The sequence below is a fragment of the Streptomyces sp. NPDC050704 genome (assembly GCF_040654355.1).
Lineage (GTDB): Bacteria > Actinomycetota > Actinomycetes > Streptomycetales > Streptomycetaceae > Streptomyces.
The window spans coordinates 21714-41117 of the sequence record NZ_JBFAHW010000095.1 but is presented as its reverse complement, the minus strand read 5'-3'; the positions used below and the strand labels follow the sequence as shown (position 1 = coordinate 41117).

Below are 19404 nucleotides of genomic sequence, written 5' to 3'. Positions count from 1 at the left end.
CGGAGATGACGGAACTCTTACGGCTCCCCGGGCGCCGCGTCCGGCATGGGCGGCCCGCCCCTCCAAGGCGGCGCCCCAAAGGGGCGCGGGGAACTGCGCGACCAGCCCCCACCGGCCCGCAGATACATCACAGCTCTTCCAGCGGAGCGCTCAGCGCAACTCCGCCCGGAACCCCACCGGCGTCGCCCCCGTGTGCTGGTGGAAGAACTTGGAGAAGTTGGCCGCGTCCGGAAAGCCCACGGCGGCGCCGATGCGGCCGATCGGCATGTCCGTGTGGGCCAGCAGCCGCTTCGCCTCCAGGACGACCCGTTTGTCGATGAACCCCTTCGGCGTCTCGCCCGTCGCGGCGCGGACCGCGCGGACGAGCGTGCGGCGGGAGTAGCCGAGCGCGTCGGCGTAGGCGCTGACGCTGTGGTTGGTGGCGAAGCCCTTCTCGACCGCCTCGCGGAAGAGGGTGAAGGTGGTGTCGGCCTGTTCGCGTGCCGCGTCGGCGGAGGTGGCCGCGAGGTGGGCGAGCCGGAGCAGGAACGCCGCCAGGGTGTGCCGCAGCACCGAGGTGTGCAGGCTGGGCGGCAGGGTGCCCGTGTCGACGTACTCGCGCTCCAGCTGGGCGAGGGAGTTCTCCAGCGCGGCGAGCTGGGCCGGGCCGGGTCTCAGCAGGGGCGGCAGGTCGTAGCGGTAGAGGCCGGTCGCCTCGACGACGGCTCGGGGCAGGAAGCCGGGCTGCATGATCAGGGCGGTTCCGCGATAGGCCGCCGTCGCGGAGAAGCGGTGGACCTGGCCCGGGCGGATCCACAGGAGCTCGCCGGCGCGGACCTCGTACTCGGTGAAGTCGACCATGTGCCTGACGGGGTCGCCGCGGATCAGCATGACCGCGTGGAAGTCGATGCGGTGGACGCGCTCGATCGGGTCCTCCGCGTGCCAGGTGCGGCCGGGCCCCATCGGGCCGACCTGCATGCCTACGCCCCCGACGCTGAGATCGACGGGGAAGGGGAAGGTCCTGATCCCGTCCCAGCCGTCTTCGTATTGGATGCTTGTGTCCGCCATGTCCCTCTCGCGCCGGCTCGGTCCCGCAGTCGTTGTCCCACTTTCACCAAAGGCTGACACAGGGGCACCTTCCCCAGTAAAAGTCTGACTTTTAAGTTTGAACACGTCCGAGCCTTAACCCCGCTCCTATCGAGGACTTCTTGAAGATGAGCGCGCAGACACCTGACAGCTTTGAGTGGACCGAACTGGACCGTCGTGCCGTCGACACGGCCCGTCTGCTTGCGGCTGACGCCGTGCAGAAGGTCGGCAACGGTCATCCTGGCACCGCGATGGCGCTGGCCCCGGCGGCGTACACCCTCTTTCAGAAGGTGATGCGACACGACCCGGCGGATCCCGAGTGGACCGGCCGCGACCGCTTCGTCCTCTCCCCCGGCCACACCTCGCTGACTCTCTACACCCAGCTCTTCCTCTCCGGGTACGAGCTGGAGCTCGACGACCTCAAGGCGTTCCGTACGCACGGTTCCAAGACGCCCGGTCACCCCGAGTACGGGCACACGGCCGGTGTCGAGACGACGACGGGACCGCTCGGCCAGGGTGTCGCCAACGCGGTGGGCATGGCGATGGCCGCCCGCTACGAGCGCGGTCTGTTCGACCCGGACGCCCCCGAGGGCGAGTCCCCCTTCGACCACACGATCTGGGGAATCGTCTCGGACGGCGACCTGGAGGAGGGCATCTCCGCCGAGGCCTCGTCCCTCGCCGGCCACCAGAAGCTCGGCAACCTGGTCTTCGTCTACGACGACAACCACATCTCCATCGAGGGCGACACCGCAACGGCCTTCTCCGAGGACGTGCTGAAGCGGTACGAGGCGTACGGCTGGCATGTGCAGCGGATCGAGCCCTCGGCCGAGGGCGACATCGACGTCCACGCGCTGTACACCGCCCTCAAGGCGGCTCAGGCCGAGACCGGACGGCCCTCGATCATCGCGATGCGCACGATCATCGCCTGGCCCGCGCCGAACGCCCGGAACACCGAGGCCTCGCACGGCTCGGCGCTCGGCGCTGAGGAGATCGCGGCCACCAAGCGCCTTATGGGCTTCGACCCGGAGAAGACCTTCGAGGTCGCCGACGAGGTCCTGAGCCACGCCCGCGGTGCCCTGGACCGAGGCGCCGACGCGCACGCCGCCTGGGACAAGCGGCTCGCCGAGTGGCGTACGGCCGACCCGGAGCGGGCGAAGCTCTTCGACCGTGTGGTGGCCGGTCAGCTGCCCGAGGGCTGGGAGTCCGCGCTGCCGGCGTTCGAGGCGGGTACGTCCGTCGCCACCCGTGCCGCGTCCGGCAAGGTGCTCCAGGCGCTCGGCGGTGTGCTGCCCGAGCTGTGGGGCGGCTCCGCCGACCTTGCGGGCTCCAACAACACCACCATCGACAAGGCGAGTTCGTTCCTCCCGAAGGGCAACCCGCTGCCGGAGGCCGACCCTTACGGCCGCACGGTCCACTTCGGTATCCGCGAGCACTCGATGGCCGCGGAGATGAACGGCATCGCGCTGCACGGCAACACCCGTATCTACGGCGGCACTTTCCTCGTCTTCTCGGACTACATGCGCAACGCCGTCCGCCTCTCCGCGCTGATGCAGCTCCCCGTGACGTACGTGTGGACGCACGACTCCATCGGGCTCGGTGAGGACGGCCCGACGCACCAGCCGGTCGAGCACCTCGCCTCGCTGCGCGCGATCCCCGGTCTGAACATCGTCCGCCCGGCCGACGCCAACGAGACGGCGATCGCCTGGGCCGAGATCCTCAAGCGGCACGCCACCAACCCGGCCCCGCACGGTCTCGCACTCACCCGCCAGGGCGTGCCGACCTACGAGACCAACTCCGAGGCGGCGAAGGGCGGTTACGTCCTGCGCGACGCGTCCACCGGGACGCCCGACGTGATCCTCATCGCCACCGGCTCCGAAGTGCATCTTGCCGTCGAGGCGCGTGAGCAGCTCGAAGCCGACGGTGTGGGTACGCGTGTCGTGTCGATGCCGTCCGTCGAGTGGTTCGAGGAGCAGTCCGCCGAGTACCGCGCGAGTGTCCTGCCGCCGTCCGTGAAGGCCCGCGTGGCGGTCGAGGCCGGGATCGGTCTGACCTGGTACCGGTACGTCGGAGACGCCGGACGCATCGTCTCCCTGGAGCACTTCGGTGCCTCCGCCGACGCCAAGACGCTGTTCGCCGAGTTCGGTTTCACCCCCGAGAACGTGGCCTCCGCTGCCCGGGAATCCATCGCCGCCGCCCGCGGTTGATCCGATCGCACGAAGGAAGATGATCACTGTGACCGAAGCAATCGCAACCGCGGAAATCCTCAAGCGCCTCTCCGACGAGGGCGTCTCCATCTGGCTGGACGACCTGTCGCGCAAGCGGATCGCGTCCGGCAACCTCGCCGAACTCATCGACACCAAGCACGTGGTGGGCGTCACCACCAACCCCTCCATCTTCCAGGCCGCGATCGGCTCGGGCGAGGGTTACGAGGAGCAGCTGGCCGACCTCGCCGTCCGCGGCGTCACGGTCGACGAGGCCGTACGGATGATGACGACCGCCGACGTCCGCGCCGCCGCCGACATCCTGCGGCCGGTGTACGACGCGACCGGCGGCCGGGACGGCCGGGTCTCCATCGAGGTCGACCCGCGCCTCGCCCACGAGACGGCGGCGACGATCGCCGAGGCCAAGCAGCTCTCCTGGCTGGTCGACCGCCCGAACGTGATGATCAAGATCCCCGCGACGAAGGCCGGCCTCCCGGCGATCACCGAGGTCATCGGCCTCGGCATCAGCGTCAACGTCACGCTGATCTTCTCGCTGGAGCGCTACCGCGAGGTGATGGACGCCTACCTGGCCGGTCTGGAAAAGGCGCAGGCCGCGGGCATCGACCTCGCCACCATCCACTCCGTCGCCTCCTTCTTCGTCTCCCGCGTCGACAGCGAGATCGACAAGCGGCTGACGAAGGTCGGCACGGACGAGGCCCTCGCCCTCAAAGGCAGGGCCGCGCTGGCCAACGCGCGGCTCGCGTACGAGGCGTACGACGAGGTCTTCACGGACGGCCGCTGGACCGCCCTCGGCGGGGCCCGCGCCAACAAGCAGCGCCCGCTGTGGGCCTCGACCGGCGTCAAGGACCCGTCCTACAAGGACACCCTGTACGTCGACGAGCTGGTCGCGCCCGGCACGGTCAACACCATGCCGGAGGGCACGCTGAACGCCACCGCCGACCACGGCGACGTCCGGGGCGACACGGTGACCGGCGGCTACGCCCAGGCCCGCGCCGACCTGGCGGCCGTCGAGCAGCTGGGCATCTCGTACGACGAGGTCGTGCGGCAGCTGGAGGACGAGGGCGTCGCGAAGTTCGAGGCCGCGTGGGGAGAGCTCCTGGACGCGGTAGCGACCTCGCTCAGCAGCAAGGGAGTTGACGGGGAATGAGGAAGATCCGTCCCGAGAAGGCAGCACCGGAGGAAGCAGTCGGCACCACGCCGGACACGCCTGCCACGCCGGTCGCCACCACCGACGCGGCCGAGCGGGCAGAGACGGCCGAGACGGCGGCGGACGCTTCCGCCACCGCGGCCGGCCTCACGCCCGAGACCCTCGCCCAGGTACTGGACCTCGCGTCCGACTGGGAGAACCCGCTGCGTGACCCCCGCGACCGGCGTCTCCCGCGGATCGCCGGCCCGTCCGGCCTGGTCATCTTCGGCGTCACCGGTGACCTGTCCCGCAAGAAGCTGATGCCGGCCGTCTACGACCTGGCCAACCGCGGCATGCTGCCGCCCGGCTTCTCCCTCCTCGGCTTCGCCCGGCGCGACTGGGAGGACCAGGACTTCGCGCAGGTCGTCCACGACTCGGTGCGCGAGCACGCCCGTACGGAGTTCCGCGAGGAGGTCTGGCAGCAGCTCGCCGAGGGCATGCGGTTCATCCCCGGTGCCTTCGACGACGACGCCGCGTTCAAGCAACTCCGCGTGGCCGTCGACGAGTTGGACGCCTCCCGGGGCACCAGTGGCAACTACGCCTTCTATCTCTCCGTACCGCCGAAGTTCTTCCCGACGGTTGTGAAGCAGCTCAAGAAGCACGGGCTCGCGGACGCTCCGGAGGGTTCCTGGCGGCGCGCGGTCATCGAGAAGCCGTTCGGCCGCGACCTCACCACCGCCCGTGAGCTCAACCAGGTCGTGCACGAGGTGTTCGACCCGGACCAGGTGTTCCGCATCGACCACTACCTCGGCAAGGAGACCGTCCAGAACATCCTGGCGCTGCGCTTCGCCAACCAGATGTACGAGCCCATCTGGAACCGGTCGTACGTCGACCACATCCAGATCACCATGGCCGAGGACATCGGCATCGGCGGCCGGGCCGGCTACTACGACGGCATCGGCTCGGCCCGTGACGTCATCCAGAACCACCTCCTCCAGCTGATGGCGCTGACCGCCATGGAGGAGCCCATCGCCTTCGACGCCGACTCGCTGCTCACCGAGAAGCTCAAGGTCCTCAGGTCCGTGAAACTGCCGGAGAACCTGGGCGAGCACACCGTGCGCGGCCAGTACGCGACCGGCTGGCAGGGCGGCGAGAAGGTGATCGGCTACCTCGAAGAGGACGGCATCGATCCCGAGTCGAAGACCGACACCTTCGCGGCGATCAAGCTGGAGGTCGACAACCGCCGCTGGGCGGGCGTCCCCTTCTACCTGCGGACCGGCAAGCGCCTGGGCCGCCGCGTCACCGAGATCGCCGTGGTCTTCCAACGTGCCCCGCACTCCCCCTTCGACTCGACCGCCACCGAGGAGCTCGGCGCGAACGCGATCGTCATCCGGGTGCAGCCGGACGAGGGCATGACGGTGCGCTTCGGATCGAAGGTGCCGGGTACGTCGATGGAGATCCGGGACGTCTCCATGGACTTCGCCTACGGCGAGTCGTTCACGGAGTCCAGCCCGGAGGCGTACGAACGGCTGATCCTGGATGTCCTGCTCGGCGACGCCAATCTCTTCCCCCGTCACCAGGAGGTGGAAGAGTCCTGGAAGATCCTCGACCCGATCGAGGACCACTGGGACACGCACGGCAGGCCCGCGCAGTACGCCTCGGGCAGCTGGGGTCCCGAGGAAGCCGACGAGATGCTCGCACGAGACGGACGGAGCTGGCGCAGGCCATGAAGATCGACCTGACCGACACCACGGCAAGCAAGATCAACAAAGCCCTAGTAGCGGGGCGGCGCGCCATCGGCACCCCCGCCGTGGGCATGGTCCTGACCATGGTCATCGTGACCGACGAGGAGAACGCGTACGACTCGATCAAGGCGGCCGAGGAGGCCTCGCACGAGCACCCCTCGCGCACCCTGGTCGTCATCAAGCGGCACGCCCGGTCCCCCCGGGACCGTACGAAGTCGCACCTGGACGCTGAGGTCCGGGTGGGCGCCGACGCCGGCACCGGTGAGACGGTCGTGCTGCGGCTGTACGGCGAGGTGTCCGAGCACGCCGACTCGGTGGTTCTGCCGCTGCTGCTGCCGGACGCGCCGGTCGTCGTCTGGTGGCCGGTGGACGCCCCCGAGATCCCGGTCAAGGACCCGCTGGGCGCCCTCGCGGCACGCCGGATCACCGACATGTACGCGGTCGAGACCCCCCTCGCCGCCCTGGAGGCCCGCGCCGCCTCGTACGCGCCCGGCGACACCGACCTGGCCTGGACCCGGCTGACTCCGTGGCGTTCCATGCTCGCGGCCGCCCTCGACCAGGCCCGTACGAGGATCATCTCGGCGGCCGTCGAGAGCGAGGCCGAGAACCCGAGCGCCGAGCTGCTGGCCCGCTGGCTGGAGGCCCGCCTCCAGGTGACGGTCGAGCGCGTCGTCACCGCCGGGCCCGTCGTCACCGCCGTCCGTCTCGGCACCGAGAGCGGCGAGATCGTGATCGACCGCCCCGAGGGCCCCCTGGCCACCCTGTCCCTGCCCGGGCAGCCCTCGCGCACCCTGGCACTGAAGGTCCGCAGCACCTCCGAGCTGATCGCCGAGGAGCTGCGCCGCCTCGACGCGGACGAGATGTACGCCGTCGCCCTGCGCGGGGACAGCGACGAAAGGAAGAGCAGCCGTGCCTGACACACCGAGGCTCACCGACCGCCCCGAGTGGGCGGCCCTGGAGGAGCACCGCGCGGAGCGGCTGTCCCGCCCCCGGCTGCGCGCCCTGTTCGCCGACGACCCGGAGCGCGCCGAGCGCTACACCGTACGGGTCGGCGACCTGCGCATCGACTACTCCAAGCACCTGATCACGGACGAGACCCTCGCCCTGCTCCGGGAACTGGCCACCGCCACCGACGTGTTCGGCCTGCGCGACGCCATGTTCCGCGGCGAGCGGATCAACACCACCGAGGACCGCGCCGTCCTGCACACCGCGCTGCGCGCCCCGCGCGACGCGGTCGTCGAGGTCGACGGCGAGAACGTCGTCCCGGCCGTGCACGCCGTGCTCGACAAGATGGCCGACTTCGCCGAGCAGGTCCGCTCGGGCAAGTGGACCGGACACACCGGCAGGCGGATCCGTAATGTCGTCAACATCGGCATCGGCGGCTCGGACCTGGGCCCGGCGATGGCGTACGAGACGCTCAGGGCGTTCACCGACCGCTCCCTGACCGTGCGGTTCGTGTCGAATGTGGACGGGGCCGACCTGCACGAGGCGGTGCGGGATCTGGACCCGGCGGAGACGCTGTTCATCGTCGCCTCCAAGACGTTCACCACCATCGAGACGATCACCAACGCCACCTCGGCGCGGACCTGGCTGCTGGCCGGGCTCGGCGGCGACTCGGACGCCGTGGCCAAGCACTTCGTGGCGCTGTCGACGAACGCCGAGAAGGTCGCGGACTTCGGTATCGACACGGCGAACATGTTCGAGTTCTGGGACTGGGTCGGCGGCCGCTACTCGTTCGACTCGGCCATCGGTCTCTCCCTGATGATCGCGATCGGCCCGGACCGCTTCCGCGAGCTGCTCGACGGGTTCAGGATCGTCGACGAGCACTTCCGCACCGCGCCCGCCGAGTCCAACGCGCCGTTGCTCCTTGGCCTGTTGGGCGTCTGGTACGGCAACTTCTTCGACGCCCAGACGCACGCGGTGCTGCCGTACTCGCATTATCTGGCCAAGTTCACCGCCTACTTGCAGCAGCTGGACATGGAGTCCAACGGCAAGTCCGTGGACCGCGACGGGAACACCGTCGGCTGGGACACAGGACCGGTGGTGTGGGGCACGCCCGGCACCAACGGCCAGCACGCCTACTACCAGCTCATCCACCAGGGCACCAAGACGATCCCGGCCGACCTGATCGGCTTCGTCAACCCGGTCGGCGAGCTGAGTGCCGAACTCAAGGCGCAGCACGACCTGTTGATGGCCAACCTGTTCGCCCAGGGCCAGGCGCTCGCGTTCGGCAAGACGCCGGACGAGGTGCGTGCCGAGGGCGTGCCCGAAGAGCTGGTGCCGCACAAGACGTTCAAGGGCAACCACCCGACGACCACGATCCTGGCCGCCGAGCTGACCCCGTCCGTCCTGGGCCAGCTGATCGCCCTCTACGAGCACAAGGTGTTCGTCCAGGGCGCGATCTGGAACATCGACTCCTTCGACCAGTGGGGCGTCGAACTCGGCAAGGTCCTCGCCAAGCGCGTCGAACCCGCCCTCACCCAGGGCACCGAGGTCCCCGGCCTCGACCCGTCCACCGCCGCCCTCGTGGCCACGTACCGCACTCTCCGGAAGAAGTGAACTGACATGACAGGGATGCAGCTCGGGCTCATCGGCCTCGGCAAGATGGGCGGCAACATGCGCGAGCGGATCCGCCGCGCCGGCCACACCGTCATCGGCTACGACCGCAACCCCGATCTCGCCGACGTCAGCAGCCTCGCCGAACTCGTCGACAAGCTCGAAGCCCCGCGCGTGGTGTGGGTCATGGTCCCCGCCGGCGGCCCCACCCAGGGCGTCGTCGACGAGCTCGCGGACCTGCTGGACGCCGGTGACACCGTCGTCGACGGCGGCAACTCCCGCTGGACCGACGACGAGAAGCACGCGGAGGAGCTGGCCGCCAAGGGCATCGGCTTCGTCGACGCCGGTGTCTCGGGCGGTGTGTGGGGTCTGGAGAACGGCTACGCGCTGATGGTGGGCGGCGACGCCGAGCACATCGCGAAGGTCCAGCCGGTCTTCGACGCGCTCAAGCCCGAGGGTGACGCCGGGTTCGTCCACGCGGGCAAGGTGGGCGCGGGCCACTTCTCCAAGATGGTCCACAACGGTATCGAGTACGCCATGATGCAGGCCTACGCCGAGGGCTGGGAGCTCCTCCAGGCCGTGGACTCCGTGACCGACGTCCGCGAGGTCTTCCGCTCCTGGCAGGAGGGCACGGTCATCCGCTCCTGGCTCCTCGACCTCGCCGTCAACGCCCTCGACCAGGACGAGCACCTGAGCAAGCTGCGCGGCTACGCCGAGGACTCCGGCGAGGGCCGCTGGACCGTCGAGGCCGCCATCGACAACGCCGTGCCGCTGCCCGCGATCACCGCTTCCCTCTTCGCCCGGTTCGCGTCCCGCCAGGACGACTCCCCGCAGATGAAGATGGTCGCCGCCCTGCGCAACCAGTTCGGCGGTCACGCCGTCGAATCCGCGAAGTAGGAGTCATGGGTGACCTCCTGCTGGTCCGCCACGGCGAGACCGAGTGGAGCGTGTCGGGCCAGCACACCAGCTGGACCGACCTGCCCCTCACCCAGCACGGCGAGGAACAGGCCAAGTCCCTCGCCCCGCTGTTCGCCGGCCAGTCCTTCGCGCTCGTCCTCACCAGCCCGCTCGGCCGCGCCGTACGGACCGCCGAACTCGCGGGCCTGAGCGGGGCCGTGGCCGACCCCGATCTGCACGAGTGGGACTACGGCGCGTACGAGGGCGTCACCACCGTCGACATCCACCGCACCCGTGCCGACTGGTACCTGTGGAACGACGGTGTGCCGCCCGGCCCCGACGGGCATCCGGGCGAGTCACCGGCCGAGGTGGGCCGGCGCGCCGACCGCGTGCTGGCCCGCGTGGAACGGTCGCTCGGTGACGGTGACGTGGTCCTCGTGGCCCACTCCCACTTCCTGCGCGTCCTGACCGCCCGCCGGCTCGGCCTCCCCCCGGAGGACGGGCGCCTGTTCCAGCTCGCGACGGCGACGGTGAGCCGGCTCTCCACCGAGCACGGGCGCCCGGTCGTCGCGGAGTGGAACATACGGCCCTGACGACGGCGGCAGCACCGGCAACCGCGGCGGCCCGGGCTACAGCACGTCTCCGAACTCGCTCAACACCCCAGGTGGAGCAAGGGCGTTGACGTAGTGGCCCGGGCCGTGGTCGTCGAAGGAGTACTTGAACGGGATGGTGCGGGTCAGCGCCAGGCGGGTCGCGAAGAACGCCAGGGGCGCCACCACGGCGAGGCCCGCGAGACTGTCCATCTGCGGGTAGTGCAAGCCGGGTTCGGTGTACTCCTGCCAGCCCTCGGGGCGGCGCGGTCGCACCAGCGGCCGCAGCGAGCGCCGGACCGCGTCGGCCGTGCGGACCGTCAACTCGCCGAGGTGCGCGGCCGGTTGGCGCAACGGCTTGTTCATCAGAGTGCGCAGCAGGTCGCCCGGCAGGGTCACCGCTTCGAGCGCCGAGTCGGCGGCGAAGGCCAGGGCCGTGTCCATCGCCCCGCGCGACCTGCGGTAGTGGAACTCCCGGCCGAACGGCGCGTACGGTCCGACCGGCCGGGGCGGCAGGGCCGGTACGACGTCGCGGTCGAAGATGTAGCGGATCACGAGGTCCCGCAGCGGACGCACGCCCACGGGGCCGACCGCCTCCTCGCAGGCCCGGGCGAACTCGGGTCCGCCGACCATGGGCTGCCCGAAGGTGTAGACGGCCCGGAGCTTCTCGGCGATGCGGTGGTAGCGGGGCTCGTGCGCCAGCATCACCCCCATCAGCGCGGCCATCGCGCCGCCGAGGCTGTGGCCGGTGATGTACAGCGCCTCAAGACCGTCGCCCCGGACGCCCTTCTCGCCGGGGACCACCGATTCGCCGCGCAGGGCCCGGTCGAGGGCCTCGATGATGAGGTAGCGGGTGGCGCGGACGTTGCGGTAGAAGCCCGCGTGGACCTCGTACCGCCGCCCCTCCAGTTCGACGGCGAGCATCTCGGGCCGCACGTCGGCGTCGGTCAGGATGCTGATGATGTCCTCGGGCTGGGTGCCCCGGTAGCAGAGGATGGCGACCCTGCGGTCCTTGTCCTGGATGAGGTAGGCGGCCGAGGCGATGTACATGGCGTCCACGCGCTGCTCGAACACCTGGCAGTCGTTCTTCTCCAGGCCGAGCCGCGTCATGATCATGGCGACGGTCTCCGGGGCGCTCCGGAACTGGAATCCGGCGTACGAGTAGGCCGCGCAGGTCGCCATGGTGTGCGGCACGACCCCGTCGGGATCGGGCTGGGTCTTGTCCTCCACGAGCCGTTCCACCAGGTCCGGATAGACCGGGAACCCGGTCAGATCCGGTCCGGCGTCCGTGCCGGTCTTGAGCGGGCGCAGATCGGCGAAGCTCGGCCCCTTGGCATGGTCGTCGTCCCGCATGGACGGCCTCCCCCCAGTGTCCCCCGGATCTCCGCGGCGGGCTGGTGAGCACCACACCACCGCGGCCGCGGGCCGTCAACCGCCGGGGCCGACGCTCCCCGGCCAACCCCGTGGTGCCCCGCTGGGGTTGCTGGGGAGCCGGGGCCCCGCGGGGCGTGCGACGGACCGTGACGGTGAGGGGTGAGCCCCCGCCTGACGTGCGTGGAACCGCTGCATGCCGGAATATTCATAGAAGCGACAAGCAGTCACACATCGGCGCGAACCCCCGCTGTGGGTGCCCTGGGCCGCCGGTAGCGTGCTGGCCCCTGTCCCGTACGCATCCGCACGAAGGAAACGACCGATGACCGAGACCGGGCGACAACACGAGCAGCGGTACGAGCGGTACGAAGGCGGCAGTCCCGAAGCGGAACGGCTGGTGTTCGAGCGGCTGGCCCGGGAGTTGATGGAGGTACAGGTCAAGAACCGGCGGGCCGGCGGCGGTGGGCTCGCCCGCGCCTTCCACGCCAAGGCGCCACTGGGCGTGGAGAACGCCCGGCTGCGGTTCCACGACGATCTGCCCGCCGCCCTGCGCGGCGGTTTCGCCCAGCCGGGCGCCGACTATCCGGTGACCCTGCGGCTGTCGAACGCGAGCGGCATCCGGCAGGGCGACGGAACGGCGGATCTGCGCGGCGCGGCCCTGCGGGTGCGGGTCTCGGAGGAGGAGAGCCACGATCTGCTCGCCACCAGCTATCCGGTCTCGCACGCCCGCGACGCCCGGGAGTTCGTCGCCTTCGCCAAGGCCATGGCGGGCGCCCGCAACCCGCTCCAGAAGGCCTTCGGTCTCTTCGTGAAACTGCCGCTCGCGGTAGGCCTGGAGACCGCGAACCGGATGCGCCGCAACGTCCAGGCGGCGACCCGGCACACCGTCAACTCCCTTGCGGGCGAGACGTACTGGAGCCGTGGAGCGATGCTCTGGGGCGAGGCGGGACCGGTGCGCTATCTGCTGCGCCCGGCCGCCGGCAGCCCGCCGGCGCCCCGACCCGACCGGCGCGACCCCGAGTTCCTGCACCGGGAACTGGCCGCGCGGCTCGCCAGGTCCGACGTCGTCTTCGAGCTGTGCGTCCAGCGGTACGTGGACGAACAGCGCACCCCAGTCGAGGACGCCTCGGTGGAGTGGAAGGACGCGGTGTCGCCGCCGGTCTCGGTGGCCCAGCTCACCGTGCCCGGCCAGGACCTGGACAGCGCGGAGGCCCGTGCGGCCGCCCGGCGGGTCGAGGAGCTCGCCTTCAACCCCTGGTACACGACCGACGACTTCCGACCGCTCGGCAATCTGAACCGGGCGCGCAAGGCCGCGTACCAGGCGGGCAGCGCACACCGCCTCGGCCGGCGCTTCGTCACCGAGGAGCCGCTGCGCAACAGGGTCCTCGGCCGGCCGCTGGGGGCCGCCTTCGGGCTGCTGAACCGGTATGTGCCGTGGCACCGGCTGCCGTTGCAGCTGAGCCTGCTGAACCTGGTGTTCCTGCGGAAGGTGCTGCGCCGACTGAACCTGATCGACACCGAGGTCCGCGAGGCACCGCCCCAGGCGCAGCCCGTACCGGAGCCGATCCCGGAGCGGCTGCACACCGAGCGCTCGTACGACGGGACGTACAACGACCTGTCGGCGCCGGACATGGGCGCCGTGGGTGCCGCGTTCGGCCGGAACCTCGAACCCGACTACCGGCCCGACCAGTTCGACACGCCCAACCCGGTCACGGTCAGCCGTCAACTGCTGTACCGCGAGAGTTTCGTGCCCGCGACCTCGCTCAACGTCCTCGCGGCGGCCTGGATCCAGTTCCAGGTGCACGACTGGGTCAACCACCGCCGCTATCCGGCGGGCGGACCCACCGTCGAGGTTCCGCTGCCGCCCGGCAGCGGCCCGTGGCACAACACGCCGGGCGGGCCCGCGGAGAACGTGATGCGGTTCGCCGAGAACGAGGGCCTTGAGCAGCCCGGCAACCGTCCGCCGATCCTCTTCGGGAACACGGCCTCGCACTGGTGGGACGGTTCCGAGGTGTACGGCGGGGACGAGGCGGCGGCGCGGTTCCTGCGGGAGCCCGACGGAGGCGCCAAACTCCGCCTGGAGGACGGGCACCTGCCCGGCGGACAGAACGGGATTCCGCTCACCGGCTTCAACGACAGCTGGTGGATGGGCCTCAGCGCGATGCACACCCTGTTCGCGCGGGAGCACAACGCGGTCTGTGACGCGCTGCGCGCCGAGTATCCGACAATGAGCGAGGAGCGGATCTACCACACGGCCCGGCTGGTCGTCTCCGCGCTGATCGCGAAGATCCACACGGTGGAGTGGACCCCGGCGATCCTCGCCACGAAGGCCATCGACATCGGGCTGAAGACCAACTGGCAGGGCCCGCCCAGCAATTGGCTGAACCAGCTGGGCCTGTGGCTGTTCGAGGCGCACGCGCTGAAGGGCATCCCCGAGACCCTGCCGGACCACCACGGGACGCCGTACTCGCTGACCGAGGACTTCGTCACCGTCTACCGCATGCACCCGCTGATCCCCGACGACTTCGAGCTGCGCGAGCACCACTTCGGGCAACGGCTCGAAACGGTCGGCTTCCTCGACATCCAGGGCGGCGCGGCCGAGGCGCAGATCCGCAAGACGGGGCTCGCGAACGCGCTGTACTCGTTCGGGATCGCCCACCCCGGCGCGATCACGCTGCACAACTTCCCGCGCGCGCTGCAGCAGTTCGAACGGGACGGCGAGATCATCGACCTGTCGGTGGTCGATCTCGTACGGACCCGGCGGCGCGGTGTGCCGCGCTACAACGACTTCCGCGCGGGCCTGCACAAGGAGCGCATCCGCTCCTTCGAGGAGCTGACGGAGAACGCCGAGAGCCTGGCCCGGCTCAAGGACGTGTACGGCTCGGTCGACGAGATCGACACGGTGGTGGGCCTGCTCGCCGAGAACCCGCCGACGGGCTTCGGCTTCAGCGACACGGCGTTCCGTATCTTCATCCTGATGGCGACCCGGCGGCTGCAGAGCGACCGCTTCCTGACCGTCGACTACCGGCCGGAGATCTACACCCCGCTCGGCATCGACTGGGTCGAGAAGGGCGGCATGAACTCCGTCCTCCTGCGGCACTGCCCGGAACTGGCCGCCCTGCTGCCGCGCGACGCGAGCGCCTTCGCGCCCTGGCGGCCGGTACGGCCGATGGACAACGGGAACACTGACGCAACCGGCTGACGGTTTTGGCGTGATGGGGCCCCGGCGGTCATGCCGCCGGGGCCCGGTTCCGGAAGTACCACGATCTAGACACGGTGCTTCGGGTTGTTGCGCCACTTGAGGATCTGTTTCTCCGGGTCGCCCGTGTAGGACCAGGGCGTCCGGGTGGCGCGGCGGCCCAGCAGCCGGAACAGCACGGCGGCGATGTCCGGCACCTCGGCGAGGCACGCGGCGTGCGTCAGGTAGTTGAGGTGCTGCACCTCTCCGGGTTCGACGGGTCCGTCGGGGCGTGCCGCGATCCAGCGCTGCCAGGTACGCCGTACGTCACTGACCGCTCCCTCGTGCTTCCAGTGCTGGCCGATCCCGACCAGGGCGTTCTGCTGTCCCTTCGCCCCGTCCAGCAGGTAGCGGTACTCCTCCACGCGGGCGAACTGCACCAGCACCGGCAGCGCGGAGCCCTGCGGTGCCACACCGGCCGTGTCCCGGGCGAAGTCGTACATGAGGCCGTGCGTGCCGTGCCAGCGTGACGAGTAGTAGTGCAGCACCTGGAGGTGGCCCTCCACGCTGTAGGGGTCGCGCCCGTGCAACTCGTCCCACCAGCGGCCCAGTTCCTGGCGGCGCACCCCGGCGGGATAGAGCCGGGCGACGGCGATGAGGGAGATCCACGGCGTGGGGTCCTCGGGGTACGCGTCGGCGGCGCGGAGGCAGGCCATCACCGCGGTGTCGATGCGGTTCTGGTGGATGGGGACGCCCCGGCCCGCGGCGATGGCGAGGTTGAAGGCCCGCGCCGTCTCGGTCGCCGCCCACAGCACCAGCGCGTCGGGGCTGCGGGGCTCGGCGGCCAGCCAGGACTCCGCCGTCGAGGTGCTCGCGCAGGTCTGCGCGAGCAGCCGCATCCGGTGGCCCCGCGGGAGCCACTCCGGGCCGGTGGTCCGCAGCAGCTGCCGCAGACCCTGCCAGCGGCCGATGACGATGTCCTGCTTGGCGGAGGTCAGCGGCGCGTCCCCGCAGTCGGGGTCGAATTCGGGGGTGAAACGGTCTCGCGCCATCGGGTCCCTCTCAGAAATCGGTGGGGAGACCCTCGTGGACGCGGGCACGCTCGGCCGCCGCGGCGTCGTAGCCGTCGCGGCCGTCCCGTATGTAGTCCGTCTCGACGACGCGGCTGGCGTCCAGTTTCGCCGGACGGTAGTAGTCGCTGCCCTGCCGCCAGTACCAGAACATGGGGATCAGGCCGACGGCCAGACCGCCGATACCGATCGCGATCGACGCGCCGCTCAGATCGCCGAGCGACTCGACGAAGATCCAGAACATGAACAGGGCGCCGAGGAACGGCCACAGCCCGCCGAAGAAGAAGTTGGACGGGGACTTCAGCAGCGTCTTGCGGTAGGCGACGACCACCGCGATGCCCGCCAGGCCGTAGTAGACGGCGATCTGCAGGCCGATGGCCGCGATGGCATCGGAGAGGATGTCGCCGACCGAGCCGAGGGCGTTGGAGGCCACGAACATGCCGAGGGCCACCACGCCGACCACGGTGATGGCCACCCACGGGGTGTTCCACCTGCGGTGCACCCTGCCCAGGGCGCCCGGCATCGTCCGGTCGCGTCCCATCGCGAACAGCGAGCGCGTGACCTGGATGAGCGTGGTCTCCAGGGTGGCGATGGTGGACAGCATCACGGAGACGATCAGCAGTTTGCCGCCCCAGCCGGGCCAGATCTCCTCGCCGAGGACCGCCAGCACATTGGCCTCGTTCTCCTGGATCTGCTCCGTGGAGAGGATGACGTTCACCGCGATGGTGAAGACCTCGAAGAGCAGGAACACGATGCCCAGGCCGATCAGGCCCGCGAAGCCCGTGGTCCGGCGGCTGTCCTTGGTCTCCTCGCTGAGGTTGGAGGTGACGTCCCAGCCCCAGTAGTAGAAGGCGGCGATGAGGGCGCCGGAGGCGAAGCCGCTCACCCCGTCGAAGTGGCTGAAGCCGAGCCAGGACCAGTCGAAGGGCCGGGCGTTGTCGGTGTGCAGGACGGCGCCGACCGCGAAGACGGCCAGGATGGCGAGCTCGACACCGGACATGAGGAGCTGTGCGCGGACGGTGAGCCGGGCCCCGCCGAGTACGACGAACACCATGACCAGGAACCAGCCGGCGCCGACCGCGGTGGACAGCGCGGTGTTGTCCGCGAGCCCCTCGTCGAAGAGGGAGAGCGTCATCGAACCGGCGGGCACCGAGCCGGCCACCATGAAGATGGTCGCGGAGACCACCAGGGCCCAGCCGCTGATGAAGCCGAGGAACGGGTGGAGCGTGCGGCCGACCCAGGAGTAACTGGCGCCCGCGTTGGTGTCGATCCGGCTGAGATAGCTGAACGCCAGCGCGATGCCCAGCATGGGTATCGCGCAGTACAGGAGGGCCGCGGGGCTGGCCAGACCGACCGCGCCGACGAGAACCGCGGTGGTCGCGGCGATCGAGTACGCCGGGGCACTGCCGGCGACCGCCATGACCACCGTGTCGAACGTGCCGAGGACATTGGCCTGTAGCCCTCTGCCCCTGTTGTTGCTCATGGATGCGCTGCTTTCCGTCCTGCACGAAGCGCGGGCAGGCGTGACCGGCCGCGTCATGTTGTACATGGGGGGTGCGGCCGATGCCGTACAGCCGTGGTGATCGGTGGACGGTCGCTCCGTAGACGGAGTGATGATAGCGGTGACGATTGACGTTTCAATGTCAACTGGCGAACAATGTCCGCCTGTTTGCGACACCGGTGCCAGCGGTGATAGGGCGCGGGCCGGGGGCGGGCCCCTCGTTGTTCAGCGCACCGGTCGCCGTGTGTGCTGCGCCGCCAGCCGCACGGGGGCGTTCTGTGCGCCGTAGCCGCGGTAGCCGGTGTCGCGCTGGACCAGTTCGAAGAAGACGCGGCCGATCGTCTCCGTGTAGCAGTGGCGGAACTCGCCGTGCGCGTCCCGGTCGTAGAGGATGCCGAGTTCGCGGTAGGTCGCCAACTCCTCTTCGGCGAACCCGTACTTGGCCGCGAGGTCGTCGTAGTAGTTGGCGGGCATCGGCAGCAGACGGCCGCCGGCCTCCCGGAACCGGCGGGCCGCCGTGACTACATCCTCCGTCGCCAGGGCGATGTGCTGGGCGCGGCCGCCCTCGTCGACGCTCGGGGCGGGTCCGACACCGAGGGCGATGCGGACGCTGCCGTCGGCGTTGGTGACGGCCCGGCTGCGCAGCAGGCCGTACGGATCCGCGACGTCCACGCTCTCCTGGGCGCCGAGTCCGAGGACGCTGCGGTGGAACAGGGCCGCCTCGTCGAACTGGTGCCAGGGCTGGGTGAGGGCCAGGTGGTCGATGCGGTGAACACCTCCGCCGGTGGGCGACTTGTGTGCGACGGGTTCGAAGTCACCCGTCCAGCTCGGGAGTTCGGGCCGGTCGGTGGCGCAGAAGAACAGTTCCGTGCCGTCGGGCGCGGCGACCGCGTCGAGCGGGGCGTCCTCGGGGGCGCGGCGGCGCGGCAGTACGGGGGCGAGCAGGGACTCGGCGCGCCGGGCCGCGCCGGCCGGGTCCGGGGACTCCAGCCCAACGGCGGCGAGCTGGGTGCCGTCGCGGCGGGCGGCCGGACCGGTGTTGAGCAGCACCCGGGCCTCGCCCTGCTGCCACAGGTCGACCGACTTGCTGCGGTGCCGGGCGGTGCGGGCGAAGCCGAGCGCTTCGAGCATCTCCGACAGCGGTTCGACGTCGGGGGTGACCAGTTCGGCGAAGGCGATTCCGGTCGGCACGACGGGGGCGGGCGGCTCGGTGAGACCGACGCTCTCCTGGAGCACGAGGAGCGAGCGCAGGGCGTCGACGGCGGTCGGCCCGGCCTCGGCCTGCCGGAACACGTCGTTGAACACTTCGAGCGACAGCGGCCCCTGATACCCGGCACGGATCACATGCCCGACGAGCCCGGCGATGTCGAAGCCGCCCTGGCCGGGGAAGCAGCGGTAGTGGCGGCTCCACTGCAGCACGTCCATCGCCATCAGCGGAGCGTCGGCCAGCTGAAGGAAGAAGATCTTCTCGCCCGGGATGTCCTCGATGCCCTTGGGGTCGGACCCGCGCGCGAGGATGTGGAAGCTGTCCAGGCAGGTGCCGAGCGCCGGGTGGTCGGCGGCCTCGACGACACGCCAGGCATGGTCGTACGTACTCACATGGCGGCCCCACGCCAACGCCTCGTACGCGACACGGATGCCGAAGTCCTGGGCCAGTTCGGCGAGTCGGCGCAGATGGAAGGCGGCGAGCGCGTCGTCGTCCACCGCGAGCGGGGACACGCTGGAGCACACCAGAACGGTGTCGGCCCCGAGCCGCTCCATCAGCCGGAACTTGTGCGCGGCCCGCCGCAGATTCCGCTCGAACTCGTCCGACGGCACAGCCTCGATGTCACGCATCGGCTGGTACAGATCGATACCCAGCCCGAGATCGGCACAGCGGTCCCGGATCTCCTCGGGCGACAGCGGACTGGCGAGCAGATCGTTCTCAAAGATCTCCACACCGTCGAACCCGGCCCGAGCGGCAGCCGTGAGCTTCTCGGTGAGGGCCCCACTGAGGGAAACGGTGGCAATGGACGTACGCACGTTGCTACTCCTTCACGATCACTACACAGCCACAGCCGATTCGGGCTCTGCCCCGTCGCTT

At 70.2% G+C, this 19404-nt stretch carries 13 protein-coding genes; 8 read left to right on the top strand and 5 right to left on the bottom strand.

Features of this window, described 5'->3' with window-relative positions; genetic code table 11:
* Nucleotides 1-150 precede the first annotated feature (150 nt).
* Nucleotides 151-1047, bottom strand: a complete 897-nt coding sequence (locus AB0I18_RS38460; RefSeq protein WP_363110361.1) for an AraC family transcriptional regulator — start codon at nt 1045-1047, stop codon at nt 151-153.
* A gap of 146 nt (nt 1048-1193) precedes the next feature.
* Here AB0I18_RS38460 and tkt point away from each other — a divergent pair, with 146 nt between their 5' ends.
* Genes tkt through AB0I18_RS38425 form a run of 7 tightly spaced genes read left to right on the top strand, consistent with a single transcriptional unit; the run spans nt 1194 to nt 10204 of the window.
* Nucleotides 1194-3269 (top strand): transketolase, encoded by a 2076-nt coding sequence (gene tkt / locus AB0I18_RS38455; protein ID WP_363110360.1) that lies wholly within the window; start codon nt 1194-1196, stop codon nt 3267-3269.
* Between the two features lie 19 nt (nt 3270-3288).
* Nucleotides 3289-4434 carry a transaldolase gene (gene tal, locus AB0I18_RS38450; RefSeq protein ID WP_363110359.1) on the top strand — a complete coding sequence of 382 codons (1146 nt, stop codon included), beginning with the start codon at nt 3289-3291 and terminating at the stop codon, nt 4432-4434.
* Nucleotides 4431-6143: a glucose-6-phosphate dehydrogenase gene (gene zwf, locus AB0I18_RS38445; RefSeq protein ID WP_363110358.1), complete on the top strand. Its 1713-nt coding sequence runs from the start codon at nt 4431-4433 to the stop codon at nt 6141-6143. The genes tal and zwf overlap by 4 nt, the downstream gene beginning before the upstream one ends.
* Nucleotides 6140-7075, top strand: coding sequence for a glucose-6-phosphate dehydrogenase assembly protein OpcA (opcA, locus tag AB0I18_RS38440; protein ID WP_363110357.1), 936 nt, complete (start codon nt 6140-6142; stop codon nt 7073-7075). Before zwf ends, opcA begins: the two co-directional genes overlap by 4 nt.
* Nucleotides 7068-8717: a glucose-6-phosphate isomerase gene (gene pgi, locus AB0I18_RS38435; RefSeq protein ID WP_363110356.1), complete on the top strand. Its 1650-nt coding sequence runs from the start codon at nt 7068-7070 to the stop codon at nt 8715-8717. The genes opcA and pgi overlap by 8 nt, the downstream gene beginning before the upstream one ends.
* Nucleotides 8718-8732: 15 nt before the next feature.
* Entirely contained in the window at nt 8733-9611 is an 879-nt protein-coding gene (gene gnd, locus AB0I18_RS38430) for a phosphogluconate dehydrogenase (NAD(+)-dependent, decarboxylating) (protein ID WP_363110362.1), read from the top strand.
* A 5-nt stretch (nt 9612-9616) separates the two neighbouring features.
* A complete protein-coding gene (locus tag AB0I18_RS38425) occupies nt 9617-10204 on the top strand; it encodes a histidine phosphatase family protein (RefSeq protein ID WP_363110355.1) in 588 nt (195 codons plus the stop codon).
* Nucleotides 10205-10240: 36 nt separating this feature from the next.
* Here the strand turns inward: AB0I18_RS38425 and AB0I18_RS38420 are convergent, their stop codons facing one another.
* Entirely contained in the window at nt 10241-11554 is a 1314-nt protein-coding gene (locus tag AB0I18_RS38420) for a lipase family protein (RefSeq protein WP_363110354.1), read from the bottom strand.
* A gap of 340 nt (nt 11555-11894) precedes the next feature.
* Here AB0I18_RS38420 and AB0I18_RS38415 point away from each other — a divergent pair, with 340 nt between their 5' ends.
* The gene (locus tag AB0I18_RS38415) at nt 11895-14774 is read left to right on the top strand and encodes a peroxidase family protein (protein WP_363110353.1); all 2880 of its coding nucleotides are present in this window, start codon (nt 11895-11897) and stop codon (nt 14772-14774) included.
* A 65-nt stretch (nt 14775-14839) separates the two neighbouring features.
* On the opposite strand, the gene AB0I18_RS38410 is transcribed toward AB0I18_RS38415, so the two are convergent.
* From AB0I18_RS38410 to AB0I18_RS38400, 3 genes are all read right to left on the bottom strand, one after another.
* Entirely contained in the window at nt 14840-15802 is a 963-nt protein-coding gene (locus AB0I18_RS38410) for a hypothetical protein (RefSeq protein WP_363110352.1), read from the bottom strand.
* A gap of 10 nt (nt 15803-15812) precedes the next feature.
* Complete coding sequence (locus AB0I18_RS38405; RefSeq protein ID WP_363110351.1) at nt 15813-17303, bottom strand: APC family permease; 1491 nt, start codon at nt 17301-17303, stop codon at nt 15813-15815.
* Between the two features lie 243 nt (nt 17304-17546).
* On the bottom strand, nt 17547-19343 hold the full coding sequence (locus tag AB0I18_RS38400; protein WP_363110350.1) for a TIM barrel protein: 1797 nt from the start codon (nt 19341-19343) through the stop codon (nt 17547-17549).
* Nucleotides 19344-19404 lie beyond the last annotated feature (61 nt).

Excerpts from the sequence above, each read along its gene's own strand:
- tal (WP_363110359.1), top strand. The coding sequence starts at position 3,289 with ATGATCACTGTGACCGAAGCAATCGCAACCGCGGAAATCCTCAAGCGC.
- AB0I18_RS38410 (WP_363110352.1), bottom strand. The coding sequence starts at position 15,802 with ATGGCGCGAGACCGTTTCACCCCCGAATTCGACCCCGACTGCGGGGAC.
- AB0I18_RS38415 (WP_363110353.1), top strand. The coding sequence starts at position 11,895 with ATGACCGAGACCGGGCGACAACACGAGCAGCGGTACGAGCGGTACGAA.
- opcA (WP_363110357.1), top strand. The coding sequence starts at position 6,140 with ATGAAGATCGACCTGACCGACACCACGGCAAGCAAGATCAACAAAGCC.
- tkt (WP_363110360.1), top strand. The coding sequence starts at position 1,194 with ATGAGCGCGCAGACACCTGACAGCTTTGAGTGGACCGAACTGGACCGT.
- gnd (WP_363110362.1), top strand. The coding sequence starts at position 8,733 with ATGCAGCTCGGGCTCATCGGCCTCGGCAAGATGGGCGGCAACATGCGC.
- AB0I18_RS38425 (WP_363110355.1), top strand. The coding sequence starts at position 9,617 with ATGGGTGACCTCCTGCTGGTCCGCCACGGCGAGACCGAGTGGAGCGTG.
- zwf (WP_363110358.1), top strand. The coding sequence starts at position 4,431 with ATGAGGAAGATCCGTCCCGAGAAGGCAGCACCGGAGGAAGCAGTCGGC.
- AB0I18_RS38460 (WP_363110361.1), bottom strand. The coding sequence starts at position 1,047 with ATGGCGGACACAAGCATCCAATACGAAGACGGCTGGGACGGGATCAGG.
- AB0I18_RS38420 (WP_363110354.1), bottom strand. The coding sequence starts at position 11,554 with ATGCGGGACGACGACCATGCCAAGGGGCCGAGCTTCGCCGATCTGCGC.
- AB0I18_RS38405 (WP_363110351.1), bottom strand. The coding sequence starts at position 17,303 with ATGAGCAACAACAGGGGCAGAGGGCTACAGGCCAATGTCCTCGGCACG.